The sequence below is a fragment of the Bacteroides sp. RTP31139st1_H2_RTP31139_211217 genome (genome assembly GCF_040227615.1).
Taxonomy (GTDB): domain Bacteria; phylum Bacteroidota; class Bacteroidia; order Bacteroidales; family Bacteroidaceae; genus Bacteroides; species Bacteroides uniformis.
This window is the reverse complement of the sequence record NZ_JBCNZM010000067.1, coordinates 1-24,717: the sequence shown is the minus strand read 5'-3', so window position 1 is coordinate 24,717 and position 24,717 is coordinate 1. Positions and strand designations below refer to the sequence as shown.

The 24,717-nt window shown below is 49.0% G+C and carries 21 protein-coding genes; 12 read left to right on the top strand and 9 right to left on the bottom strand.

Annotated elements, in window-relative coordinates; translation table 11 throughout:
* From ABUA47_RS12625 to ABUA47_RS12615, 3 genes are all read left to right on the top strand, one after another.
* The coding region (locus ABUA47_RS12625) for an outer membrane beta-barrel protein (RefSeq protein ID WP_349831640.1) at positions 1-650 on the top strand (650 nt) is incomplete at its 5' end.
* 176 nt (positions 651-826) lie between these two features.
* Positions 827-1,402: a helix-turn-helix domain-containing protein gene (locus ABUA47_RS12620; protein ID WP_005830747.1), complete on the top strand. Its 576-nt coding sequence runs from the start codon at positions 827-829 to the stop codon at positions 1,400-1,402.
* A gap of 87 nt (positions 1,403-1,489) precedes the next feature.
* Entirely contained in the window at positions 1,490-3,136 is a 1,647-nt protein-coding gene (locus ABUA47_RS12615) for an AMP-binding protein (RefSeq protein ID WP_347774277.1), read from the top strand.
* A 103-nt stretch (positions 3,137-3,239) separates the two neighbouring features.
* Here ABUA47_RS12615 and ABUA47_RS12610 read toward each other — a convergent pair whose 3' ends face one another.
* Both ABUA47_RS12610 and ABUA47_RS12605 read right to left on the bottom strand, forming a co-directional pair.
* Positions 3,240-3,731, bottom strand: coding sequence for an S-ribosylhomocysteine lyase (locus ABUA47_RS12610; RefSeq protein WP_008662549.1), 492 nt, complete (start codon positions 3,729-3,731; stop codon positions 3,240-3,242).
* A 24-nt stretch (positions 3,732-3,755) separates the two neighbouring features.
* On the bottom strand, positions 3,756-4,460 hold the full coding sequence (locus ABUA47_RS12605; RefSeq protein ID WP_035447193.1) for a 5'-methylthioadenosine/adenosylhomocysteine nucleosidase: 705 nt from the start codon (positions 4,458-4,460) through the stop codon (positions 3,756-3,758).
* A gap of 244 nt (positions 4,461-4,704) precedes the next feature.
* On the opposite strand from ABUA47_RS12605, the gene ABUA47_RS12600 reads away from it, so the two are divergent.
* The 3 genes from ABUA47_RS12600 to ABUA47_RS12590 all read left to right on the top strand — a co-directional run bounded on the left by ABUA47_RS12600 (position 4,705) and on the right by ABUA47_RS12590 (position 9,478).
* Positions 4,705-7,215 (top strand): YfhO family protein, encoded by a 2,511-nt coding sequence (locus ABUA47_RS12600; protein ID WP_035447195.1) that lies wholly within the window; start codon positions 4,705-4,707, stop codon positions 7,213-7,215.
* Between the two features lie 695 nt (positions 7,216-7,910).
* Positions 7,911-8,243 (top strand): 30S ribosome-binding factor RbfA, encoded by a 333-nt coding sequence (gene rbfA, locus ABUA47_RS12595; protein WP_035447747.1) that lies wholly within the window; start codon positions 7,911-7,913, stop codon positions 8,241-8,243.
* A complete protein-coding gene (locus tag ABUA47_RS12590; protein WP_005830763.1) occupies positions 8,243-9,478 on the top strand; it encodes an FtsX-like permease family protein in 1,236 nt (411 codons plus the stop codon). The genes rbfA and ABUA47_RS12590 overlap by 1 nt, the downstream gene beginning before the upstream one ends.
* A 9-nt stretch (positions 9,479-9,487) precedes the next feature.
* Here the strand turns inward: ABUA47_RS12590 and ABUA47_RS12585 are convergent, their stop codons facing one another.
* From ABUA47_RS12585 to aroQ, 3 genes are all read right to left on the bottom strand, one after another.
* Positions 9,488-10,117 carry an O-methyltransferase gene (locus ABUA47_RS12585; RefSeq protein ID WP_035447197.1) on the bottom strand — a complete coding sequence of 210 codons (630 nt, stop codon included), beginning with the start codon at positions 10,115-10,117 and terminating at the stop codon, positions 9,488-9,490.
* 118 nt (positions 10,118-10,235) lie between these two features.
* Positions 10,236-11,693 (bottom strand): pyruvate kinase, encoded by a 1,458-nt coding sequence (gene pyk / locus ABUA47_RS12580; RefSeq protein ID WP_005830765.1) that lies wholly within the window; start codon positions 11,691-11,693, stop codon positions 10,236-10,238.
* Between the two features lie 20 nt (positions 11,694-11,713).
* Positions 11,714-12,133 (bottom strand): type II 3-dehydroquinate dehydratase, encoded by a 420-nt coding sequence (gene aroQ, locus ABUA47_RS12575; RefSeq protein ID WP_005830766.1) that lies wholly within the window; start codon positions 12,131-12,133, stop codon positions 11,714-11,716.
* A gap of 118 nt (positions 12,134-12,251) precedes the next feature.
* Here aroQ and xerD point away from each other — a divergent pair, with 118 nt between their 5' ends.
* From xerD to ABUA47_RS12555, 4 genes are all read left to right on the top strand, one after another.
* Positions 12,252-13,205, top strand: a complete 954-nt coding sequence (xerD, locus tag ABUA47_RS12570) for a site-specific tyrosine recombinase XerD (protein ID WP_009037617.1) — start codon at positions 12,252-12,254, stop codon at positions 13,203-13,205.
* A 136-nt stretch (positions 13,206-13,341) separates the two neighbouring features.
* Positions 13,342-15,036: a tetratricopeptide repeat protein gene (locus ABUA47_RS12565; RefSeq protein WP_005830769.1), complete on the top strand. Its 1,695-nt coding sequence runs from the start codon at positions 13,342-13,344 to the stop codon at positions 15,034-15,036.
* 111 nt (positions 15,037-15,147) lie between these two features.
* The gene (locus ABUA47_RS12560) at positions 15,148-16,221 is read left to right on the top strand and encodes a TlpA disulfide reductase family protein (protein WP_005830772.1); all 1,074 of its coding nucleotides are present in this window, start codon (positions 15,148-15,150) and stop codon (positions 16,219-16,221) included.
* A gap of 37 nt (positions 16,222-16,258) precedes the next feature.
* Positions 16,259-17,797: a YifB family Mg chelatase-like AAA ATPase gene (locus ABUA47_RS12555; RefSeq protein ID WP_057098024.1), complete on the top strand. Its 1,539-nt coding sequence runs from the start codon at positions 16,259-16,261 to the stop codon at positions 17,795-17,797.
* Positions 17,798-17,863: 66 nt separating this feature from the next.
* Here ABUA47_RS12555 and ABUA47_RS12550 read toward each other — a convergent pair whose 3' ends face one another.
* Positions 17,864-19,924, bottom strand: coding sequence for an acetate--CoA ligase family protein (locus tag ABUA47_RS12550; RefSeq protein WP_005834364.1), 2,061 nt, complete (start codon positions 19,922-19,924; stop codon positions 17,864-17,866).
* A gap of 168 nt (positions 19,925-20,092) precedes the next feature.
* Between ABUA47_RS12550 and ABUA47_RS12545 the strand changes: the two genes are divergently transcribed.
* Positions 20,093-21,025, top strand: a complete 933-nt coding sequence (locus ABUA47_RS12545) for an acyltransferase family protein (RefSeq protein WP_057281443.1) — start codon at positions 20,093-20,095, stop codon at positions 21,023-21,025.
* Here ABUA47_RS12545 and ABUA47_RS12540 read toward each other — a convergent pair.
* The 3 genes from ABUA47_RS12540 to ABUA47_RS12530 all read right to left on the bottom strand — a co-directional run bounded on the left by ABUA47_RS12540 (position 21,012) and on the right by ABUA47_RS12530 (position 23,774).
* A complete protein-coding gene (locus tag ABUA47_RS12540) occupies positions 21,012-22,031 on the bottom strand; it encodes a sensor histidine kinase (RefSeq protein ID WP_349824430.1) in 1,020 nt (339 codons plus the stop codon). The genes ABUA47_RS12545 and ABUA47_RS12540 overlap by 14 nt on opposite strands.
* A 10-nt stretch (positions 22,032-22,041) precedes the next feature.
* Positions 22,042-22,800, bottom strand: coding sequence for a LytR/AlgR family response regulator transcription factor (locus tag ABUA47_RS12535; RefSeq protein WP_005834358.1), 759 nt, complete (start codon positions 22,798-22,800; stop codon positions 22,042-22,044).
* Between the two features lie 65 nt (positions 22,801-22,865).
* The gene (locus ABUA47_RS12530) at positions 22,866-23,774 is read right to left on the bottom strand and encodes a DUF6268 family outer membrane beta-barrel protein (protein WP_268019027.1); all 909 of its coding nucleotides are present in this window, start codon (positions 23,772-23,774) and stop codon (positions 22,866-22,868) included.
* Between the two features lie 246 nt (positions 23,775-24,020).
* On the opposite strand from ABUA47_RS12530, the gene ABUA47_RS12525 reads away from it, so the two are divergent.
* Positions 24,021-24,461, top strand: a complete 441-nt coding sequence (locus tag ABUA47_RS12525) for a DUF6078 family protein (protein WP_080545845.1) — start codon at positions 24,021-24,023, stop codon at positions 24,459-24,461.
* Positions 24,462-24,717 lie beyond the last annotated feature (256 nt).

Here is a 24,717-nt window from a genome sequence, read left to right as displayed (position 1 = left end):
CCCCCGAAACCAACCACGACCTGCAGTTCACGGCCCTTTACAAGTGGGTACAATTCGGACTTAACTACCAATACCGCCGCAATGCCATTGCCTTCATGACCAAAGAATACGAGGACAATCCGGATGTTGTCATCTTCACTACCGGAAATTTCAAACGGATGCAGTATCTCACCGCCTCTGCCCATCTGTCACCCACCGTCGGCATCTGGAAACCGGAGCTCGGCATCTACTTCGCCCAACCGTTCTTCAAAGTCACCAATCAAGGCAGTAGCAAGAATATGAACCGCGGCAGCATTTACCTCTTTCTGCAAAACAGTCTCCAGCTTCCGGACGAGTGGATTCTCTCCCTTGATGCCGACTACCAGAGCGAAGGCAACTTCGGCGCCATGCTGCAACGTTCCTATTGGGGCATAAACGCCGGCATCCGCAAAACATTCTTCAACAAAAGGCTGACGCTCGGACTGCAAGCCAATGACCTGTGGAATTCCCGGTATGGCTCCTTCATGCTGTTCGGTCCCCGGCTGACCTATACGAAAAAGGCAAACCCGGACTCGCGCAGCTTCTCCCTGAACCTAAGCTATCGTTTCAATGCAACAGGCAAAGCGTACAAAGGAAAGCACGTATCGGAACAAGACTTGAAGCGGCTATAAACAGAACTTTGGGGAAGAAAGAGAAACAGAACAGAAGAATATTATACAAATAAGCCGACCACCGGAGATATTTCAGCAATATTTTCCCTCAGAATGTTGCATCAAGTAAAAGTTTCTCTTATTTTTGCGGTTTAACAGCTATAAATTACAACCTTTAGACAGAAAATACTATCATTATGGATACCAGCAAAATCGTAGGAGAAAAAATAAAATCACTCCGTGAAAGCCAATCCATCAGTATGGAAGAACTGGCACAGCGTTCGGGACTTGCTATCGAACAGATTGAACGTATAGAAAACAACATCGACCTCCCGTCACTGGCTCCCCTCATCAAGATAGCTCGTGTGCTGGGTGTACGTTTGGGAACTTTTCTTGACGACCAGGATGAGAACGGTCCCGTGGTCTGCCGTAAGGACGAGTCGCAGAACAGTATCAGTTTCTCCAACAATGCCATCCACAGCCGCAAGCATATGGAGTATCATTCACTCTCCAAATCCAAAGCCGACCGCCATATGGAGCCGTTTATCATTGATGTGGCCGCTACGGACGACAGTGACTTTGTACTCTCCTCACACGAAGGCGAAGAATTCATCATGGTGATGGAAGGGACCATGGAAATCAGTTACGGCAAAAACACCTACCTGCTCGAAGAAGGTGACAGCATCTATTACGATTCCATTGTTCCGCACCACGTACACGCCTATGAAGGGCAGGCAGCCAAGATACTTGCAGTAGTTTATACACCAATTTAAATTAATGGAAAATTGAAAGGTGAAAATGGAAAATGATAAATACTTTCTATTTTCACCTTTCAACTTTCCACTTTCAACTTCCACATCATGTTATACGAACGTACCCTCGGCCAATGGTTGGAACATTGGGCCGAAACAACACCAGACAAAGAATATATCGTTTACTCTGACCGCAACCTGCGCTTCACCTGGAGCCAGTTCAACCGCCGGGTGGACGACATGGCCAAAGGACTTATCGCCATCGGCGTGGAACGGGGAACACACGTAGGTATCTGGGCAGCCAATGTACCCGACTGGCTGACTCTATTATACGCTTGCGCCAAGATAGGTGCCGTCTACGTAACGGTAAACACCAACTACAAACAGTCCGAGCTGGAATATCTCTGCCAGAACTCCGACATGCATACCCTCTGCATCGTCAATGGCGAAAAGGACAGTGACTTTGTGCAGATGACCTATACCATGCTTCCGGAACTGAAGACTTGCCAACGCGGACACTTGAAAAGCGAACGTTTCCCTTATATGAAAAACGTCATCTACGTGGGGCAGGAGAAGCACCGGGGCATGTACAACACGGCCGAAATACTTCTCTTGGGCGACAATATAGAAGACAGCCGCCTGAATGAACTCAAAAGTCAGGTCACTTGCCACGATGTAGTGAACATGCAATACACCTCCGGCACTACGGGATTCCCGAAAGGCGTCATGCTTACCCACTACAACATTGCCAACAACGGTTTCCTTACCGGTGAGCACATGAAGTTTACCGCCGATGACAAGCTCTGCGTCTGCGTACCATTGTTCCACTGCTTTGGCGTGGTACTTGCCACCATGAACTGCCTGACACACGGCTGTACAGAAGTAATGGTGGAACGCTTCAACCCACTGGTAGTGCTCGCCTCTATCCACAAGGAGCGCTGCACGGCACTTTACGGCGTACCCACCATGTTCATTGCCGAACTGAACCATCCGATGTTCGACATGTTCGACATGTCCAGCCTCCGTACGGGTATCATGGCAGGTTCCCTCTGCCCGGTAGAGCTGATGAAGCAGGTGGAAGAGAAAATGTACATGAAGGTAACCAGCGTTTACGGGCTGACCGAAGCTGCTCCCGGAATGACCGCCACCCGGATAGACGACCCGTTCGACGTACGTTGCAATACCGTAGGACACGACTTTGAACATACGGAAGTAAAGGTTATCGACCCCGAAACCGGAGAAGAGTGTCCCGTAGGCGTACAAGGTGAAATGTGCAACCGCGGATACAACACCATGAAGGGTTACTACAAAAACCCGGAAGCCACGGCCGAAGTCATTGACGAGAACGGTTTCCTGCACTCGGGAGACCTTGGAGTGAAGGACGAGAACGGCAATTACCGCATCACAGGACGCATCAAGGACATGATTATCCGCGGTGGTGAAAATATCTATCCCCGCGAGATAGAAGAGTTCCTCTATCAACTGGAAGGCGTAAAAGACGTGCAGGTAGCCGGCATTCCCTCTAAAAAGTACGGTGAAGCCGTAGGCGCTTTCATCATCCTGCACGAAGGAGTGGATATGCACGAATCGGATGTACGAGACTTCTGCATCGGCAAAATATCACGCTACAAGATACCCAAGTATATCTTCTTCATCAAGGAATTCCCCATGACAGGAAGCGGCAAGATACAGAAATTCAAGCTGAAAGACTTGGGATTGCAACTTTGCAAGGAGCAAGGGATTGAGATTGTGTAATAATAAAGGATAAGGATCAAGGATGGGGTTATGCCTATATTAAAGTCTATGCGACCCCAATAATCCCTTATCCCTAATCCTTTATCCTTAATCCCTAACCCCCTTATTTTTCTTCTTTTTCCGGATACTTCATATTCTCCTCTTTCATCTGTTCCAAGACCTCATGCAGGTATTTGGCAGACTCCCATTTAGCCATCGGAAGGTCGTGGAGCAGGTAGTTGCCGCAATCTTGCGGAGCGGCACCGGGGACTTCACCTTCATATTCGGCAACAAAGCGGAAGGTGTCCTGCATCAGCGCCAGTATGTCCTGCGGCTTCAAGTCACCTTTCATCAGCAGATAATTACCGGTGAGGCAGCCCATGGGGCCCCAATAGATAATCTTGTCCTGCCACTGCGGGTCATTACGCAGGTAGGTGGCGGCAAGATGTTCGATAGTATGCAGAGCACCTTGTCCCAAGGCAGGCTCACGGTTGGGCTCTTTCATACGGATGTCGAAAGTAGTGACTGTTTCTCCGTTCACTTCATCCTGGCGGGATACGTAAATACCGCGCAACAAGCGGATGTGGTCAATTGTAAAACTGGGAATCTTCTTCATGAGTTATGAGTTATAAGTTATGAGTTATAAATTGCTGGGAAGGGTGGAGAGGAAGGTCCATATCGTGAGGAACGAACGCTCTGCCATGGTTCCCCAGAAATCGGCATACTGCGAAGCATGGTCCTCTACTCCGGGTGTGTCGCTGATGATGCGGAAGCTGAGAAAAGGAACATTGTACAGATAGCAAGTCTGCGCAATGGCGGCAGACTCCATATCAACGGCAAGACCGTCGGGGAAACGTTGCTTGATGGTATCCAGCTCCGTACGGTTGGTGATGAACTGGTCGCCGGTACAGACAAGTCCGCTGTGGATGCGGCTTTCCATTCCGGCTTCGTTCAGCGACAAGGCATGTTTCAACAGAGAGGAACATCCCTCGTAAGAGGCGGGAAAACCTTGCACTTGTCCGTACTCGTTACCGTCGCCGCACCAGACGTCGTGATACACCAGACGTTGGCTTGCCACTACATCCGTCACCTTCAGGCAAGCATCAATGCCGCCCGCCACACCGGTGCTGACGATGCAGTCCGGAGAAAAGCGCCGTATCAGTTCCGAAGCTCCTACCGCTGCACTCACCTTACCGATGCCGCATTGCGTCAAGATTACATGGTTACCGCCCAATGTACCTTCCACATAGCGGAAACTACCATCGCCCGACGTATTCTTATCCTGCAAGCGCTCCACCAACCAGCGGTGTTCGCTGTCCATTGCACTGATTATCCCTATTGTCATATCTATAATAATTTAAGCTTGCATATTACCATTAAAGCACTTTAATCTTTTTTTGGAAAGGCAAAGGTACAACATTCTGCCGATAACGTGACAATAACAATCTGCATTTATGTATCTTTGCCACAAAAGCGAAGATAGGCTGCACCTCAACAAAACTTTTTCACGCAAGCATGAAAGTTCTGTATTCGGTTTGCACTATCTTTGCCCCACAATTGATTAATTGATAACTCATAACTTATAACTCATGAAGAAGCTTCTTCCCGACCTTATTGCCATCTTGGCATTCGTCCTCCTTTCCTTCGCCTACTTCTTCCCGGCGGATATAGAAAACCGTATTCTCTTTCAGCACGACACGGCTGCAGGAGCAGGGGCAGGACAAGAAGTCAAGGAGTATTACGAACAGACGGGCGAACGCAGCCGTTGGACAAACTCGCTGTTCGGCGGTATGCCCATGTATCAGATAGCCCCTTCGTATGACTCCACCAAGTCACTGCAGTGGGTACAGAAAGCCTACCAACTCTTCCTGCCCGACTATGTGTGCCTCACATTCATGCTGATGCTCGGCTTCTACATCCTGCTGCGCGTCTTCGGCATACCGGTCTGGCTGGCCGGACTGGGCGGTATCATGTGGGCATTCTCGTCCTATTTCTTCATCCTGATATCTGCCGGACACATCTGGAAGTTCATCACCCTTGCCTACGTGCCGCCCACCATAGCAGGCATTGTGCTCGCCTATCGTGGGAAACTGCTGTGGGGAGGCATCCTCACCGCCTTGTTCGTGGCCCTGCAAATCACCTCGAACCACGTGCAGATGTCCTATTACTTCTTCTTCGTCATCCTTTTCTTTGTGGGAGCCTACTTCGAGAAAGCATGGCGTACCAAGACATTGCCCCAGTTCTTCAAGGCAAGTGCCGTACTGATTGTGGCAGCCCTCGTCGGCATAGCCGCCAACGTATCCAACCTCTATCACACCTATGCCTACAGCAAAGAAACCATGCGCGGCAAAAGCGAACTGGTGCAGACCGGCGACGCTGCCAAGCAGACCAGTAGCGGGCTGGACCGCGACTACATCACCCAGTGGAGCTACGGCATCGACGAAACACTGACTCTGCTGGTGCCCAACTTCAAAGGCGGAGCATCTGCCGCCCTCAGCCAGAGTGAAACTGCCATGAGCAAGGCAAACCCGATGTACAGCAGTCTGTACGGCTCACTGACACAATATTTCGGTACCCAGCCCATGACGTCGGGTCCCGTCTACGTCGGAGCATTCGTCTTGTTTCTGTTCGTACTGGGATGCTTCATCGTGAAAGGACCGTTGAAGTGGGCATTGATAGGAGCCACCTTCTTCTCCATCGTCTTGTCCTGGGGCAAGAACTTCATGCCGCTGACGGATTTCTTCATCGATTACGTCCCGTTGTACAACAAGTTCCGCGCCGTGTCCTCCATCCTTGTCATAGCAGAGTTCACGATACCTTTGCTGGCTATCTTTGCCCTGAAACGCCTGCTCGAAGAGCCGGAAATCTTAAAACAGGAAAAGAAGCCCCTCGGCATCAGCCTGCTGCTCACTGCAGGCATCGCCCTGCTGCTTGCCGTTGCCCCGGGCAGCATCGGCTCCGGCTACGTGCCCGCCCAAGAGGCACAGATGCTGCAGAATGCCGTCAACCAGCAGATGATACCCGCCAACGAGCTCTCCGGCATCCTTGCCAACTTGGGAGAGATGCGTGCCGAACTCGTCAGCAGCGACGCCCTGCGTAGCTTCATCATCATAGGCATCGGCTGCAGCCTGCTCTGGCTCTATGCAAGCGGCAAGCTGCGCAGCTCGCTGACCATTGCAGGTATCACCATACTCTGCCTGGCAGATATGTGGGGGGTCAACAAGCGCTATCTGAATGATGCCCAGTTCGTGCCCCACTCCATCCGTACGGAAACCTTCACCAAGACGAATACAGACGAGCTGATACTGCAAGATACCAGCTTGGACTATCGTGTATTGAACTTTGCCACCAGCACCTTCGATGACAACAACACCTCCTACTGGCACAAAAGCGTCGGCGGTTATCACCCGGCCAAGCTGCGCCGCTACCAGGAAATGATAGAGCATCACATCTCTCCCGAAATGCAGGCGGCCTACAAGGCCATTGCCACCGCCGGAGGTGAGATGGACAGCGTGGATGCCAATAAGTTCCGCATACTGAACATGCTGAACACCAAATACTTCATCTTCCCTGCAGGGCAGCAAAGACAAACCGTTCCCATCCTCAACCCACACGCCTACGGCAATGCATGGTTTGTAAACAAGGTGCAGTATGTGAACAACGCCAACGAAGAGATTGACGCCCTGGACAGCATCATACCTACGGAGACAGCCGTAGTGGATGCCCGCTTCAAGGATGTGCTGAAAGGTGCCACGGAAAGTTATAAAGACAGCCTCTCCAGCATCCGCCTGACAAGTTACGCACCTAACCGCCTGACGTACGAAACGAACAATGCCCAAGACGGTATTGCCGTATTCTCCGAAATCTATTATCCGGACGGCTGGCACGTAACCATCGACGGACAGCCTGCCGAACTGGCACGCGCCGACTATATCCTGCGCACAATGTATGTTCCTGCCGGACAGCACACCATCGAAATGCGCTTTGACCCCACCAGCCTGCACGTGACGGAAGGCATCGCCTACGGAGCACTGGCGCTGCTGGTGATAGGTATCATCGTGGCAGTGCTGATAGCCAAAAGGAAGTATGTAAAGGCATAAGAACAAATATCATATCATTCCCCCACAAGCACCCGACGCATTCCGCTATTCATACCCTGATACGGAATGCGTCGAGTGCTTATGTCCGTTCCGTTATCCCCTCATGTTTGTTCTGTCATTCCCTTATGTCTGTTCTGTCAACCCCTATATATTGATGAAAAACCACGGCTGTGAAGCATATTCTTCACAGCCGTGGCACGTCTTCTTCACGACTGTGGAAAAGGCGTACCACAGCCGTGCGCACATGATAAACCCAAAGGCTTCTCAAGACAAACCACCGTGCAAAACACAACAGAAGCCTATGTAGCACACAACGGAAGCCTATGCAAGAGACAAGAAAGCCCGGTCAGATGCGCAAAAAAACCGTTTCTACCCTCCCGGGTAAAAACGGTTCAAGTCAATAATACATGAAAAAACGCTATTTAGAGAGAGTCTCTTCTATAACGGAATGGTTCTCTTCCTTCTTCACTCATCATCAGCAGTTCTCCGAACTGACATCAAAGTTAGGGAAGCATAACAAGAACAACAAATAGAATCTACGAAAAGGCATATCTCATCGACAGAACGGAAAAGAATGAACCCTACAATAGGGAAAAGAATGAAAAAAAAGCTATAAACAGTCGGCAGAACGATATATTTCAGTAACTTTGCTAACGTGAAAACAGGCTGCACCCCAGCATAAAAAAATGAACAGTATGGAAACTACCAGACAAAATAAAATAGCCCGTCTCCTGCAGAAGGAACTGAGTGATATCTTCTTGTTGCAAACCAAGTCCATGCCCGGCATACTGATTTCCGTCAGTGCCGTACGCATCAGCCCCGACATGAGCGTGGCACGCGCTTATCTCAGTATATTCCCCTCGGAGAAAAGCGAAGAAATAGTCAAGAACATCAACGGAAACATGAAATCCATACGCTTTGAACTGGGTACCCGCGTACGCCACCAACTACGCATTATCCCCGAACTGAAGTTCTTCGTAGACGACTCACTGGACTATCTGGAACGAATTGACGTACTGCTGAAATAATGTCCCTTCCCTTCTTTATAGCCCGCCGCTACCTCTTCTCCAAGAAGAAACACAATGCCATTAATATCATCTCCGGTATTTCGGTGTGTGGAGTGGCATTGGCTACGTTGGCGTTGGTATGCACCTTGTCCGTGTTCAACGGTTTTCAGGACATGGTGGCAGGCTTTTTCACAGCCTTCGACCCGGAACTGAAAATCACCGTCCGCGAAGGTAAGGTTTTCGACCCGCACGAAGCGTGCATCCGGCAAGTACACGCCCTGTCCGAGATTGACGTGTGGACGGAAACACTGGAAGAGAATGCCATGGTGCAGTACAAGGACCGCCAGGCAATGGCCGTCATCAAGGGAGTGGAGGACAATTTCGAACAGCTTACATCCATCGACAGCTTGCTCTATGGGACGGGAAAGTTCCTACTGAGCGACTCGGTGGTGGACTATGGTTTTCTGGGTGTGGAACTTATATCCGAGTTGGGCACCGGCATTCAGTTCGTAGACCCGTTGCAGGTCTATGCCCCCAAACGGAACGTACGGGTAAACATAGCCAACCCCACTGCGGCTTTCAACCGGGAGTATCTCTTCTCGCCCGGCGCCATCTTTGCCGTCAACCAGCAAAAATACGATTCACGCTACATACTGACGTCACTTGACTTTGCCCGCCGTCTGTTCAATTATGACACGGAAGTCTCTGCCATCGAGATGAAACTGAAACCCGGTTCCAACATCGGCTCCGTACAAAAGAAAATAGCAGGCATTCTCGGCGACCGATTCATTGTACAGAACCGCTACGAGCAGCAGGCCGATGTTTTCCGCATCATGGAAATAGAGAAACTCATCTCTTATCTCTTCCTCACCTTCATTCTGGGTATCGCATGCTTCAATGTCATCGGTTCGCTGTCCATGCTGATACTGGACAAACGGGAGGATGTGGAGACACTGCGCAACCTGGGTGCCGACGACCGCCTCATAGCGCGCATCTTCTTGTTCGAAGGCAGGATGATTTCTGTATTCGGCGCCCTCTCCGGCATCGTTTTAGGATTGTTGCTGTGCTTTCTGCAGCAACGTTTCGGGTTGATTTCATTGGGGGGAGGCAATGGAAGTTTTGTAGTGGACGCTTATCCGGTAAGTGTACATGCCACGGATATTATTCTGGTATTCTTAACGGTCATCACTGTAGGCTTCTTGTCCGTATGGTATCCGGTGAGATACCTCAGCAAGCGGCTGCTGAGAAAAAGATAAAAAAAACAGTTACTTCTTACGGATAATCGTCAATCCGTCACGCAGGGGGAGAATGACTTTCTCCACACGCGCATCCCACGCCACCAAATCATTGAAGGCTTTGATACTGATTGTCTGCAGGTCTGTGCGATGGGGTTGTTCTTCCAGCACATGGCCATCCCACAAGGTATTGTCGGCAATGATATATCCACCGCCGGAAAGGCGGGCGAGCACCATTTCATAATAATCGATGTATTTGCGCTTGTCTCCGTCAATGAAGGCAAGGTCGAAAGTGAGGTCCAGTTGCGGTACCAGCTCCAAGGCATCGCCAATGTAGAACCTGATTTTATCCGCGTAATCGGAATTCTCCAGCCACGGACGGGTGAAGTCCTCCTGCTCGTCGTTGATTTCAAACGTATGCAGCATCCCGCCCTCCGGCAGTCCTTCTGCTATGCAAAGTGCGGAATACCCGCTATAAGTCCCTATCTCCAGCACCTGCCGGGGACGAATCATCCGGACAAACATCTTGAGCATACGCCCCTGCAAATGTCCGGAAGCCATGCGGGGATATAGCAACTTGACATGCGTGTCGCGATAGAGCGCTTTCAGATAATCGCCCTCATCATCAATGTGCTGCAAAATGTATTCGTCAATCGTCACTTTGTTAATGGATTATAGGTTAGGGATAAGGGATTAGGGGTTAGGGGTTAGTTCTGCGCACAATTATTAATTAATCATTAACCGCTAATCCCTAACCCCTTATCCTTAATCCCTTATCCTACAAGTATCTGTTACTGTTAGGCAGCACACTATCTTCAGCATGCTTCAAGGCATCTTCTACGACATTGATTTCAAGGAAAGAGGTCTGTGTGCCTTCCTTACCGCTACTCAGGTAGCCCACCATGTCCGTAGGACATAAACGGCCTTCCTTCAACAAGCGGCGCAAGGCTGCAAAGTAATACTCCTGCCCGTTGGCAAGTTCGGGCATATAGATAGCTTCCACACCGTAGGAAAGGGCAAGGTGCCGCATGGTCTTTTCCTTGTAGCAGATGGCCAACACCGGATATTTGCCACGGAAAGCGGCAAGGTTACGGGCAGTACGGCCGCTGTAACTGTCGGTGATGATTGCACGGATTTTCAGTTTGGTGGTAGCCTTTACCGCTTGTTTGGCCAGGAACGCAGTCACGTCGTTGCTGTTCTCGTCAAGCGGAATACGGATATCGTTGTCAGACAACTTATCTTTCTCCGCTTGGGCGGCAATCTTGGTCATCGTCTTCACCGCTTCTACCGGATACTTTCCATAGGCGGTTTCACCGCTCAACATCAAGGCATCCGTACGATAATAGATGGCATTGGCAATGTCCGTTACCTCCGCACGGGTGGGACGCGGATTGGAAATCATGGTATGAAGCATCTGTGTGGCAACAATCACCGGCTTCTTGGCAAGAATACACTTGCGGATGAGCACACGCTGGATGCCCGGAATACGTTCCTGCGGAACTTCAATACCGAGGTCACCGCGAGCTATCATCACACCGTCGGCTACTTCCAGGATTTCATCGATATTATCAACGCCTTCCTGGTTCTCAATCTTAGCCACAATACGGATATCGCTGTTATGAGCGTCAAGAATCGCCTTGATGTCGAGTATATCCTGCTTATTGCGCACAAAGGAGTGGGCAATGAAGTCTATGTTCTTCTCAATGGCATAAAGAATATTGGTGCGGTCCTTCTCCGTCAGAGAAGGCAGATTGATGCGGACGCCGGGAACGTTGACGCTCTTGCGGCTGCCCAGAGTAGCCTCATTCTGTACTTCGCAGAGCAGGTAGTCGGGGGTCTTCTCTACAACAACCAACTCCAAGTCACCGTCATCAATAAGGATATGGCCGTCCACATTCAAGTCTTTGACGAAATGGGGATAGGATACCGAGATACATTCACGGGTAGTCTCCTGCTCCGGGTTGCCTACCACCTTCACGCGGTCGCCCGCCTTGAAAGGAATGGGCTCAGCCAGAACCGTCGTGCGGACCTCCGGTCCTTTCGTATCCATCAGGATAGCGATGCGGTTGGAAACCGTACGCACATTGTTTATCAACTTCTCGGCACCTTCACGGCCAAGATGTGCAGTATTCATACGTACAACATTCATACCTGCATCGAACAACTGCTTTATAAAATCAACATCACAGCGCTGGTCAGAAATCGTTGCGACAATCTTCGTTTGCTTCAATAACATAATCTATATACCTATTTTATTTAATAATCTTTTAACGCCTCCATGGCCAGACGGTAGGAGTTCAGCCCGAAACCGAGAATGACACCTTTACAAGCGCAGGAAATCATGGACACATGACGAAAAGCCTCGCGGGCATGTACATTAGAGATATGCACCTCAACCACCGGAGAAGTGACCGAACGGATAGCATCCTGCAGAGCGATGGACGTATGGGTGTAAGCACCCGCATTCAAAATGATGCCGTCCACATCAAAACCTACCTGCTGAATCTTGTCTATCAGCTCTCCCTCAATGTTGGACTGGAAATAGTCAATCTGTACATCCGCATATTTCTTACGGAGTTCGGCAAGGTAGTCTTCAAAAGTAACGCTACCGTAAATGGAAGGTTCACGTTTGCCCAAGAGATTTATATTGGGGCCGTTAATAATCTGTATCCTCATAACACAATTTTTTATACCTTTGCGGTGCAAAGATAGTGCAAACCGAAAGCAGATGCAAATTTATTTGCAATTTGCTGAAATGCAGCCTATTTTCGCGAAGCAAAGGTAGAAAAAAGAAATGAAATCAGAAGAAAAATCCACGAATAAGGAGAAACAAACGCTGATAATCAGAAAGTACCACCAGTATCTGAAACTGGAAAAAGCACTCTCACCCAATACAGTGGATGCTTACCAAACAGACTTACAGAAGCTGCTGCACTTTCTGGAAGGAGAGGGTATCGCTATCCTTGACACTACCCTGGATGACTTGCAGCATTTTGCCTCCGGACTGCACGACATCGGCATCCATCCCCGCTCGCAGGCACGCATCTTGTCGGGCATCAAGTCATTTTTCCATTTCCTCGTCATAGCCGACTACCTGGAGGGAGACCCCAGCGAACTGTTGGAGGGTCCCAAAATCGGATTCAAGCTTCCAGAAGTATTGACGGTGGAAGAGATAGACCGCATCATCTCCGCCATTGACCTGGGCACAAATGAGGGGCAACGCAACCGGGCCATCCTCGAGACTCTATACAGTTGCGGTCTACGGGTATCGGAACTGTGCAATCTGAAAATCTCCGACTTGTATTTCGACGAAGGCTTCATCAAGGTAGAAGGTAAGGGCAGCAAACAGCGCCTTGTACCCATATCGTCCCGTGCCATCAAAGAGATAAGGAACTGGTTTGTAGACCGCAATGGAGGCTGGAAAATCAAGAAGGACTTCGAAGACTATGTATTCCTGGCACGCTGGGGCAAAAATATCTCGCGCATCATGGTATTCCATCTCATCAAGGAACTGGCAGAGAAGGCCGGCATCACCAAAAACATCAGTCCGCACACCTTCCGCCATTCCTTTGCCACCCACCTGCTTGAAGGAGGAGCCAACCTGCGCGCCATACAAAGTATGCTGGGCCACGAATCTATCGCTACAACAGAAATTTACACACATATTGACCGGCACAGATTGCGCAGTGAAATCATAGAACATCATCCCCGCAATATAAAGTACCGCAAAGAGCGAGAAATTCATTAAATTATGATAAAATTGCTGCACGAGTTAACAAACTGTAATAGGATTTAATATCTTTGCGTTGTTATGTCCATGCCTAAACAGCACACTAACATGGAATAGACAAATTTCAATTACAAACAATTAATTTATACCTAAAATGACTAAGAAATTGTATCTGCCGTTTTTAATGGCAATGATTGTTGCATTAATGACATCGTGCAGCAAAAAGATGGGTGAATTGTCATCAGATTATTTCACCGTAACTCCTCAAGTTCTAGAGGCTGTAGGTGGTAAAGTTCCCGCTACAATCAACGGAAAATTCCCCGAAAAGTACTTCAACAAGAAGGCTGTGGTAGAAGTAACCCCCGTACTGAAATGGAATGGCGGCGAAGCTAAAGGCCAGTCGGCTGTGTTCCAAGGCGAAAAAGTAGAAGGTAACGACCAGACTATCTCTTACAAGATGGGCGGCAGCTACACTATGAAGACATCTTTCGACTATGTACCGGAAATGGCCAAATCCGAACTGTATCTGGAATTCAAGGCTACAGTAGGCAAAAAGACTGTCACTATCCCTGCTGTAAAAGTAGCTGATGGTGTAATCTCCACTTCTGAGATGCTGGAACAAACATTGGGCAGCGCTAACCCCGCCAATGGTGACGACGCTTTCCAACGTATCATCAAAGAAAAGCATGACGCCAACATCATGTTCTTGATTCAACAAGCCAACGTACGCGCCAGCGAATTGAAGACTGCCAAAGAATTCGGCAAAGAAGTGAAAAACATAGACGAAGCTGAAAACAAGAAAATCAGCAACATCGAAATCTCCGCATACGCTTCTCCCGATGGTGGTGTAGGCTTGAATACTACACTGGCTGAGAACCGCCAGGACAACACGGCTAAAATCATCAACAGAGATTTGAAGAAAGCAAAAATCAATGCAGCAGTAGACACCAAGTATACGGCTCAGGACTGGGAAGGCTTCCAGGAACTGGTATCCAAATCAAACATCCAAGATAAAGAATTGATTCTTCGCGTTCTTTCCATGTATCAGGATCCTGAACAAAGAGAACAAGAAATCAAGAACATCTCTTCTGTTTATAAGACTTTGGCTGACGAAATCCTGCCGCAACTGCGTCGTTCACGCCTGACTTTGAACTACGAAATCATCGGTAAGTCTGACGAAGAAATCGCAAACCTCGCCGACAGCGATGCCAAGCAGCTGAACATCGAAGAATTACTGTATGCCACCACCTTGACTAAAGATGCTGCCAAGCAAGAAGCCATCTTCACAAAAGCTACTCAAATCTACCCGAACGATTTCCGTGCTTACAACAACTTAGGTAAACTGGCTTATCAGGCTGGTGATCTTAACAAGGCTGAAAGCTACTTCAAGAAAGCTCTCTCCATCAAGGATGCTCCTGAAGCAAACATGAATCTCGGTCTGATTGCCTTGACCAAGGGCGACAGAACAGCAGCAGAAAGCTATCTGAGCAAGGCTTCCGGTTCTAAGGAACTGAACGAGGCATTGGGTAATCTGTATGTTGCTCAAGGACAGTACGACAAGGCTGTCAGCTCATTTGGCGACACTAAGACTAACAGCGCTGCTTTGGCACAAATCCTGGCTAAGGACTACAACAAGGCTAAGAACACACTGGCTGCTATCGAAAGACCAGACGCTTATACTGACTACCTGATGGCTGTACTTGGCGCAAGAACCAACAATACATCTATGGTAACCAGCAGTCTGAAGAATGCCATTGCAAAAGAACCGGCTTTGGCAAAGAAGGCTGCTTCTGACCTGGAATTCGCCAAATACTTCACTAACACTGACTTTATGAATATCATCAAATAATAAAGGTTAGATTGAAAAGAACGTGCCCGGCATAGAAATATGTCGGGCATTTCTTTTTATTCACACCAAAAAGAAGTATTTTCGCGACGAAGTATCAGAAAAAGAACCGGAATGAAGAAAATCTATCTTGCATACCTTCTGCTTATTATATTGTCTGCCTGCGGCAGCAAAAATACAAATTCAGTCTACCTAAATGGTGAAATCAAAGGGCTGGGGAATGATACCCTTTATATATATGGTACGGACAAGTTCTATAACCGTATGGACACTCTGCTTGTCAAGGATGACAAGTTCTCTGCAACCCTCACCACCGACACGCTTGTCTCTACATGGCTGCAATTCAGTGACGGCACAGAATATCCGCTTTACCTGAACAAAGGAGACAAAATAAAGATAAAAGGCTCCGCCGCCGAGCTTACTTCACTGGAAATCACGGGGAATGCCCCCAATGAAGAACTGACAGCTTTTCAGAAAGAGTTGAAAGGTTTGAGTACTCCCTCGGAGAAAGCATTGGAAGAAAAAGCAGAAGCCTTCATCAACAGCCATCCTTCTTCGCTGGTAAGTATCTATCTGCTGGAGAAATATTTCGTGCAAAAACCGCAACCGGACTTCTCCTTAATCAAAGAAATGACAGAACACATGACCGGAGGCTTGAAAGACCGTCCGTATGTGGACGAACTGCTTGACCTTATCCAAGAAGAAGAGAAGGTATCCGTTGGGAAAACCATCCCTTACGTCAACCTGCCCAATGCCAAAGGCACACAAATCAGCCGTACTAGCTTTAAGGACAAATATCTGTTGATACATTTTTGGGCATCTTGGGACCCGCAAAGCATGGAAGCCAACGCTGCCCTGCGCCGGATTTACAAGAAAGAAGAAAAGAACAAGCTATTCGCACTCTGGGGCATTTCCTTGGATATCGACAGAAAGGAATGGGAAGAAGCAATCAAAAGAGATACCCTGAAGTGGGAACAGAGTTGTGATTTCTCCGGATGGAACACAGCGCCCATCAAACAGCTCGCCATACAAGCATTGCCTGCCAATCTGTTCCTTAGCCCTTCCGGAAAAATTGAAGGGAAGAATATGAGTGAGGAAGACATCAAAAAGAAACTGGAGGAGATAGAGCAAAAGGAAAAAGAGAAGAAAGAGAGTGAAAAGAAACTCAAAAAACAAAACCGACGGTAGCCTATCCTGCCATCACTAACCCCTAATCACTAAAAACGTGCTCATAAAAGTTTTTGGAGCGGCTGTTCAAGGTATTGACGCAACCCTCATCACCATTGAAGTCAACAGTTCCAGAGGCTGTATGTTCTATTTAGTCGGTTTGCCGGACTCTGCGGTCAAAGAAAGCCATCAACGTATCATATCTGCTTTGCAGGTCAACGGCTACCGGATGCCGACCAGCAATATTGTCATCAACATGGCTCCGGCTGACATCCGCAAGGAAGGTGCAGCTTACGATTTACCTTTAGCCATCGGCATACTTGCCGCCAGCGAAGTTATCCAGTCCGATAAGCTGGAACGCTATCTGCTGATGGGTGAACTAAGCCTTGACGGCAGCCTGCAACCTATCAAAGGAGCACTCCCCATTGCCATCAAGGCCAGAGAACTGGGGTTTGAGGGTATGATTGTACCGCAACAGAATGCCCACGAAGCGGCAGTAGTAAACAATCTGAAAGTGTACGGAGCGGGAAACATCAAGGAAGTTATAGAATTCTTTAATGGCACGCAGGAATTAACCCCTACGTTAGTCAACACCCGCGAGGAATTCTATTCCCAGCAGAGCAACTTCGATTTCGACTTTGCAGAAGTAAAAGGACAGGAAAATGTGAAACGAGCCTTGGAGGTAGCTGCTTCGGGCAGCCACAATATACTTCTCATCGGTTCGCCGGGCAGCGGTAAGTCCATGCTTGCCAAGCGTCTGCCATCTATACTTCCTCCCCTCTCTTTGGGAGAGAGTCTGGAAACGACCAAGATTCATTCTGTTGCCGGAAAGTTGGGCAAAGACGGTGGACTCATCTCGAAACGCCCGTTCCGCGCCCCTCACCACACCATTTCTACGGTAGCGATGACCGGTGGAGGAAGTTTCCCCCAGCCCGGTGAAATCAGTCTGGCACATAACGGAATTTTATATCTTGATGAACTGCCAGAGTACAGCCGTAACGTATTGGAGGTTCTTCGCCAACCGCTGGAAGATAGGAAGATTACCGTGTCACGCATCCGATGCAATGTAGAGTATCCGGCAAGTTTTATGCTGGTAGCCTCTATGAATCCGTGCCCATGCGGGTATTACACGCATCCCACCAAGGCTTGTGTGTGCAGTCCCGGACAAGTACAAAAGTACCTGAACCGCATATCCGGACCTTTGCTCGACCGTATCGACCTGCAAATTGAAGTCACCCCACTCCCCTTTGAAGAGATGGCAGATTCCCGCCCCGGCGAATCGAGCGCCACCATACGCGAGCGTGTGATACGTGCCCGACAAATTCAAGAAGCAAGGTATGCAGACATTCCCGGCATATATTGTAATGCCCAGATGAACAGTAAACTGCTTGCTCGCCACGCCCGTCCGGATGACAAAGGACTTGCCATGCTCAAAACTGCCATGAACCGACTGAACCTTTCGGCCCGCGCCTACGACCGTATATTGAAAGTATCACGCACCATCGCCGACCTGGAAGGCTGCGAATTGATACAGCCGGCACACTTGGCGGAAGCTATCGGATATAGAAATCTGGATAGGGAGGGCTGGGCAGGATGAAAAAGGGATTAGCGGTGAGCGATTAACAGTCAGCCCCTTTAATCCCTAATCCCTAATCTCTAACCCTTATTTTTCTATCCGAATGCGCGCATCCACCGCTATCACCTGCTTTTCAGTCGCCAACAATGGATTGATATCCATCTCCTTGATTTCCGTTGCAAAGCGCAGCAAGGTGGAAAGCCGTACAATAATTTCGGCAAATTTATCTTCATTCACTCCCTTCTGCCCACGCGTACCTTTGATAATCTTATAGGCACGCAACGAGTGAATCATGGAGTAAGCCTCCTCGTAGGACAACGGTGCAAGACCAGAAGATATATCCTTCAGCACCTCCACAAAAATACCGCCCAGACCGCAGAGTACCACATGTCCGAACTTCTCTTCATATTTGGCACCGATAAACAATTCCGTACCCTTCAGCATCGGCTGCACCATGATAGCACTAGCTTCGGGAATCTGCATCATACGGTCGAATTCCAATGCCAAATGCTGTTCACTCTTGATATTGAGCACAACACCGCCCACATCCGACTTATGCACCGGCCCCACCACCTTTGCCACCACCGGGAACCCCGTGCGACGCGCAAAGGCAAGCACTTCTTCCTTGTTGTCCGAAACAAACTCCTCCACAATAGGAATACCTGCAGAGCGGAGCAATGCCTGCACATAGTGCGGGGCGATATAACCGTCCGCAGGAATGGAATCTATAATCCGGCGGATACGGGGAACATCCACTCCAAAGAGCTCGATTTCATTATTGGCAGGCCGCGGGGCATTCATTATCCGCGAAAGTGCCGTACCCAAAGTCACTTCATCGGCAAAGTTCACATGGCCTTTTGCCAGAAAAGCAGCAACCTCGGCTCCTGCCGTATTGATGGAAGGAAGAATCGGAAAAATCGGCTTCTTGCAATGCAGCATCTTCTCGTGCAGCACATCATACATTTCAAACATGGTCACCAGCCCCGGAGTGCCGAAAATAGCCATTACAGCATCAATATTGTCAAACTTCTCCTCACAATACTCCAGACAGAGGCGCAGATGTTCCGGCGTACCCGTAGCCAGAATATCAATGGGATTCCCCACAGCCGCACCGGGGAAAAGCTTACCCTTAAGTTCCTCCGCCACCGGTCCTTCCAGTTTCGGAACATTCAGTCCACCCTTACTCAATGCATCGGTCAGCATCACTCCCGGACCGCCGGCATGGGTAATGATGGCGAAGTTTTTCCCTTTCAGTTCCGGCAGTGTGAAGATACAACCTACGGTCGTCAGCTCCTCGCGCGAATAGCAACGCACAATACCCGCCTTACGGAACAAGGCCTCTACCGCCGAATCGCTACTGGCAATGGCCCCCGTATGCGAACTCGCCGCCCGGCTGCCGCTTTCGCTACTGCCCGCCTTGATGGCCGCAATCTTACAGCCCTTCTTGATGAGCGAGGATGCATGAAACAGCAGACGGTCGGGGTCACCGATACTCTCTATATAAAGAAGTTTTATTCTGGAATCTGCTTCCGGATTGAAGTGTTCGTCCATGTATTGCAACACATCCTCCACGCCGATTTGCTTGGCATTGCCCACAGACCATACAGAGTTGAATTGCAATCCCTTGGTTACGGCGCTCTCCAATATGAACACCGCTGTGGCACCGGAGCTGGAAATCAGGTCCACCCCTTGCGGATGCAGTTGCGGGATGGGCTGGCTGAATACACTGTGATGCCACGAGTTCATAAAACCGATACAGTTGGGGCCTATCAGAGAGGCTCCATACCGGTTCACCGTTTCCAGTATGCGATCTTCCAGCACAGCACCCTCATGGGTCTCCTCACCAAAACCGGCAGAAAGGATAATGAACGCCTTCACCTGCTTCTCCGCAGCAAGCATCTCCACCGCATCGGGACAAAGCGCGGCAGGTATGGCAAGGATGGCAAGGTCCGTATCGGGAATGTCCTTCACATCCGCAAAGGCAGCAACACCCTGCACTTCAGTCTCTTTCGGATTCACGGCACGAAGCTCACCGGTATATCCGCCGCTAAGCAGATTTTTCAGGATAGCCCCTCCGGGTTTGTGTACATTGTTGGATGCCCCCACTACCACAATACTGGCCGGGTGAAGTAATTGGCTTGTTATCATAGTCTGTTTTACATTAAGTTAATGATTCATGCACAAATATACATTTTCCATACATAAAAGCAATCGGTAAAAGAGAAAATAAGCTTAATCCCTTTGCAAAATATAAATAAGTTTACGGAAGTATATATATTTGTGCCATCAATAACAATACGCAGAAAACTACCCTATATGGAAAGCCGTGTCAAAGAGATAGATTATCTGAAATGCATCTTCATCACCTTGATGATTATCTTCCACCTTGTATATATAGGCGACAAGTATCCGTATGCGAAACAAATCGTCTATACGTTCCACATGTCCGCTTTCCTGATTATTTCGGGCTATCTGGCCAATAACCGGAAGGATGCCCGAAGCTTTCTCCGCAAGTTTCTATGGATTTTCATTCCGTATGCCTGCATGGAGGCGGCCTATACGGTGATGTCGCATTTCCTGCCCGTACGCGAAAGTGTAGATGCCATTACTCCTACCGTATTGCTCGACAAGATATTCCTCCATCCGATGGGGCCTTACTGGTATCTGCATACACTGATTCTGTGCAGCCTCATCTATTATATCACATTCCGCTATGTAAGGCTGTCGGTTGTCTCCCGGCTGGTTGTGACCGGTGTCTGCCTGTTTGCCCTTTCCCATTGGGGAGGATTGATGAACTTCTCCAATGCCCTCTATTTCCTTATCGGCATGACAGTGAGCCAAAGCGGGCTTCGTTTTACACAAGTCTTTCGCGCCACAACCTTCGCCATTGTTCCATTCGTAATACTATGCTGTTTTCCCGCCAATCTGGATAGGGGTACTCTGGCAGGAGTCGCCATCACCTGGCTTTCCATCAGCCTGCTGTTGGCAGCCTACGGCTATCTGCCGGCACAAGCCAAACGGCTTGCCTTCTTTATAGGGCGCAATACGCTGGTCATACTCCTTTTCTCACCCATTTTCACCATTCTGTCCAAGGCGTTTCTGCCCGTGTTCGCCTTCGACCCTACGGGGATGCTGTTCCTTGTCACTGCCACCGCCTTCACTCTTAGCGGCTGCATGGGTATGGCGTGGGCTATGGACAAGATACACGTTTCCAGATTCTTCTTCGGGAAGAGTACTATATTGTGTTGAGGCGGTTCACGTCTCCGCCCACAAAGGGAAGTTTCACCACAAACTCCTTTTCGTCCTTAAGAATCTCCACCAGCGTGCCGTATAGGGCATACTGCCGTTGCAGGTTCTTCAATCCCGCTCCGTTACTGGTCACATAATTACGCAACTGAAGATTGTTGCGCACCGTAATCCCTTCGTTTCCTATGGATATATGGACTATCAGCGGCGACTTCTTTGTACTGATATTATGCTTCAAGGCATTCTCCACAAGCATCTGTATGCTGGCAGGAATGACGAGACAATGATGATTCCGCAAATCATCTTCTATCTCCACATGCAGTGCATCGCCAAAGCGGATATGCTCCAGGTATAAATACGACTCTACGAACGACAGTTCTTCCTGCACGGTCACCGTAGCTCTGCCATGCGTAGTGAGCAGATAACGGTACACCGTAGACAGCTTCTTGGCAAACCGGTTCGTCTTTTCGGTATCCTGATAAGCAAGGGAGGCAAGGACATTCAGACTATTGAATAAGAAATGGGGATTAATCTGGTTTTTCAGCACCTCGAACTGATACAGCGCCTTCTCCTTCTCGATGACAGCCATCTGCTTCTCCATCTCCGAACGTTGCAGGCTATAGAAGAATATCTCTATCTGCAGAACGATAATCCAGTTCCACGGCACTACCGGCAGGGAGCTTCTCAAGATATGCCAGAAATTTCCATGCCCGCCCATCAGCAGGAAGTTCAAGATGTACGTCAACAGAACAGCCAGTGCAGTGGTCAACACAATATCCACCAGAATCCTCACCGCATTGTTGCGCTGTTTCAGTCTTTTATATATCAAGTTGATAACCCCAAAGTCGATGAACCCCAGCCCTATGCACAAAGGAAGATTCAGAAAGAACTGCACCATGATATTCGCATACCACGGCTTACCGCTGATGACGTTATAAACGCACCCTATGACAAGCAACGAGACGGAAACCGTCAGTATAAAAAGGAATATGTATCTCTTATGCCTCATAACTTATAACTCATACCACTCCGTCCACCCATTTCAAGAAATCGGCCACGCGACTGCGGCTCACCAATACCTCGTGCGGGCACTCCGGCTCGAAGTAAAGCTTCAAGCGACTGCCGAAGTACCTGGAACTCTTCCGGATGGACCTAATGTTGGATATGCAGCTCCTTGAAACCCTAAAGAAAACATCCCTATCCAGCATTCCCTCCAACTGGTCCAGCGAGTAGCTGATGATATACCGTTTCCCGGAGAAGAGGTGCAGATAAGTCAACTTGTCCTCACTATAAAAGAAAGCGACATCCGGAGTTTCTACGTAGCGGAAGGTATCGCCTACCTGCACCAGAAAACGGTTCTTCTTGTTGGCTGCCAAGTAGCCGAGTTCCAGTTGCCGATATTCGGGAGCCGCAGAACGGAGGGCACTGTTGCGCTCGAACTTGCACAAGGCTGCTTCTAGGTCGCTTTCTTCAATGGGTTTCAACAGATAGTCGATACTGTTTACCTTGAAAGCCTTGATGGCATATTCGTCGTAGGCGGTGGTGAAGATAACGGGCAAATCGACGGGACACTGCTCGAATATCTCAAAGCTCAACCCGTCGGACAAGCGGATATCTACAATCATCAAGTCCAGGCTGCCCTGACGCAAGAGCAGTACAGCCTGCTCCACGCTCTCTGCCCAGCCCGCCAACTGCCAGGAAGGGCGCAGCCGTTGCATCATACGCTTCAGCTCTTCGTAGGCGAAGCGCTCATCTTCTACTAATAAATACTTTACCATAAAACGTGTCTGTTATTGCGACAAAGATACTATTTTACCTCTTGTCTTTACTAAAATGGCATTTGTCATTTCAGCGTATACCTGAATCCCACCGTCAGGCGCAGAGTCGGTCTGAAGCAAGGCTCGTCCTCATCGTTCTTGAAGTTATTGAGAAAACCTTTCAAACTACGGTCCGACATACTTATTCCGCGTATCCAGTTACCGCCCACTCCCAGATAAACAGCCGTCTTCCTACTCAACCGGTACGAAGGACTGATGTATGACCTCAGCATGACGGTAGAATAGATTTTCGATTTCCCGTCGACTTCCATCACGGCAGACATGCCGTCCATATCGAGGGCGGTCAGTTCCAGCTTCAGCTTCTTGTTCAGCCAGGTGGCGACGGACACTTTCATGCCGCTGGACATATCCACTTTCAGCTCATACCTGCCGGCATTCCTCCAACTGAAGTACATCATGGGCAGTATCATCGGGATACCGTAAGAGTTCGTCAACCCCGCACCGATGCCCAAGTCGAGGTTCTTCCGCAGTTTATAGACAAAGATGATTGCTCCATTAGCCAGTAGGGTCTTCATGGAAACCCCGTCCAACGGGGCATAGACACCGCTGCCCACAGAGGCTATGATACTCCACTTGTCGGACAGGGGACGGATGTGGGAGATATTCAGACTGGCATTCAGCAGATTGTCCGGATTCAACTCCCGCGCCTGCCCCTTATTATGGAATACGCCATAGGCAGCATTGACGGTTGCCGACCACGCCACCAGCCTGCCCTTGTCGTCATGCCTGACGGAAAGCGGCAGGTTATACCTTCCCGATACCATCATCAGGCTGCCCGAACCATACTCGTTGCCGAGGTCATCCTTCAACGAACTTTCGGGCAGATAGTCGTAACTGATATAGCCTTGCCCCCGGCAGCAGAACGGCCACGCCGCAAGCCACAACACCAATAGAATCACAGAGTTTGTCTTCATGGGAATATGCAAATGTTTTCTGCAAATATAGGCCTGCGGCAAGTAAGCGGGAAGCATTTACGGACGGGATGCGGAATGGGGAGGACGAAATGCGGAAACCGGAAGGCGGAATGATTCCATGTTTTACGTTACGCATTTCACGTTACGTAAAATACATAATATTTTCGGGATAAAACAAATATCAGGTGAAGCACCCATCAATCTCCAAACTAATTGTACCTTTGCGGAACTTTAAACAAAAAAATGATGAAAGAAGAAACTTTCAATTATTCCAAAGTTCCCCATAACTTCGGCTTATGCGCTACTGACACATGCCCTTATACTGACACCTGCCTGCGCCGGATTGCATATACGTATGCACCCTCAAACAACATCTTCCTATATGTACTGAATCCGAAAGCAATAGAGTCCACAGCGGGAAAATGCAAATATTATTGCTCGAATAAGAAAGTGCGCTATGCCAAAGGCTTTATCCATACGGCAGAAGCCATCTCTGTCGGCCAGTCCGGCACGTTCCGCTACCGGCTCATCGGCTTATGGGGTATCCGAAGATATTATCAGAAGCGGAAAGGGGAAACTTTGCTCTCACCAACCGAGCAGCAACAAGTCATTGCAATTGCCCGTAACTTAGGACTCCAACGGACGGAGTACTTCGACGCTTATGTAGAAGAGTACGACTTCACATGACAGCTCCGGTCACCTCACATGATAACTCCGGTTACCCCAAACGGTAACTTCATTTACACTACGAGGTAAAAGGCTTTACACTATGGTGTAACGACCGTTACAATATGGAGTAACGGCCGTTACACCCTATGGTAAACTGCTTTACATTAGAAGGTAAACAAGCGGTAAATACAATACGCTGTCTTTTCCTGATTTAGCTAGACGCTTTTTCTTTTTATAACCGATATCAGTAGACGGTTCTTGGAATGTTGTACTG

Excerpts from the sequence above, each read along its gene's own strand:
- ABUA47_RS12620 (WP_005830747.1), top strand. The coding sequence starts at position 827 with ATGGATACCAGCAAAATCGTAGGAGAAAAAATAAAATCACTCCGTGAA.
- ABUA47_RS12615 (WP_347774277.1), top strand. The coding sequence starts at position 1,490 with ATGTTATACGAACGTACCCTCGGCCAATGGTTGGAACATTGGGCCGAA.
- ABUA47_RS12610 (WP_008662549.1), bottom strand. The coding sequence starts at position 3,731 with ATGAAGAAGATTCCCAGTTTTACAATTGACCACATCCGCTTGTTGCGC.
- ABUA47_RS12605 (WP_035447193.1), bottom strand. The coding sequence starts at position 4,460 with ATGACAATAGGGATAATCAGTGCAATGGACAGCGAACACCGCTGGTTG.
- ABUA47_RS12600 (WP_035447195.1), top strand. The coding sequence starts at position 4,705 with ATGAAGAAGCTTCTTCCCGACCTTATTGCCATCTTGGCATTCGTCCTC.
- rbfA (WP_035447747.1), top strand. The coding sequence starts at position 7,911 with ATGGAAACTACCAGACAAAATAAAATAGCCCGTCTCCTGCAGAAGGAA.
- ABUA47_RS12590 (WP_005830763.1), top strand. The coding sequence starts at position 8,243 with ATGTCCCTTCCCTTCTTTATAGCCCGCCGCTACCTCTTCTCCAAGAAG.
- pyk (WP_005830765.1), bottom strand. The coding sequence starts at position 11,693 with ATGTTATTGAAGCAAACGAAGATTGTCGCAACGATTTCTGACCAGCGC.
- aroQ (WP_005830766.1), bottom strand. The coding sequence starts at position 12,133 with ATGAGGATACAGATTATTAACGGCCCCAATATAAATCTCTTGGGCAAA.
- xerD (WP_009037617.1), top strand. The coding sequence starts at position 12,252 with ATGAAATCAGAAGAAAAATCCACGAATAAGGAGAAACAAACGCTGATA.
- ABUA47_RS12565 (WP_005830769.1), top strand. The coding sequence starts at position 13,342 with ATGACTAAGAAATTGTATCTGCCGTTTTTAATGGCAATGATTGTTGCA.
- ABUA47_RS12560 (WP_005830772.1), top strand. The coding sequence starts at position 15,148 with ATGAAGAAAATCTATCTTGCATACCTTCTGCTTATTATATTGTCTGCC.
- ABUA47_RS12550 (WP_005834364.1), bottom strand. The coding sequence starts at position 19,924 with ATGATAACAAGCCAATTACTTCACCCGGCCAGTATTGTGGTAGTGGGG.
- ABUA47_RS12545 (WP_057281443.1), top strand. The coding sequence starts at position 20,093 with ATGGAAAGCCGTGTCAAAGAGATAGATTATCTGAAATGCATCTTCATC.
- ABUA47_RS12540 (WP_349824430.1), bottom strand. The coding sequence starts at position 22,031 with ATGAGGCATAAGAGATACATATTCCTTTTTATACTGACGGTTTCCGTC.
- ABUA47_RS12535 (WP_005834358.1), bottom strand. The coding sequence starts at position 22,800 with ATGGTAAAGTATTTATTAGTAGAAGATGAGCGCTTCGCCTACGAAGAG.
- ABUA47_RS12530 (WP_268019027.1), bottom strand. The coding sequence starts at position 23,774 with ATGAAGACAAACTCTGTGATTCTATTGGTGTTGTGGCTTGCGGCGTGG.
- ABUA47_RS12525 (WP_080545845.1), top strand. The coding sequence starts at position 24,021 with ATGAAAGAAGAAACTTTCAATTATTCCAAAGTTCCCCATAACTTCGGC.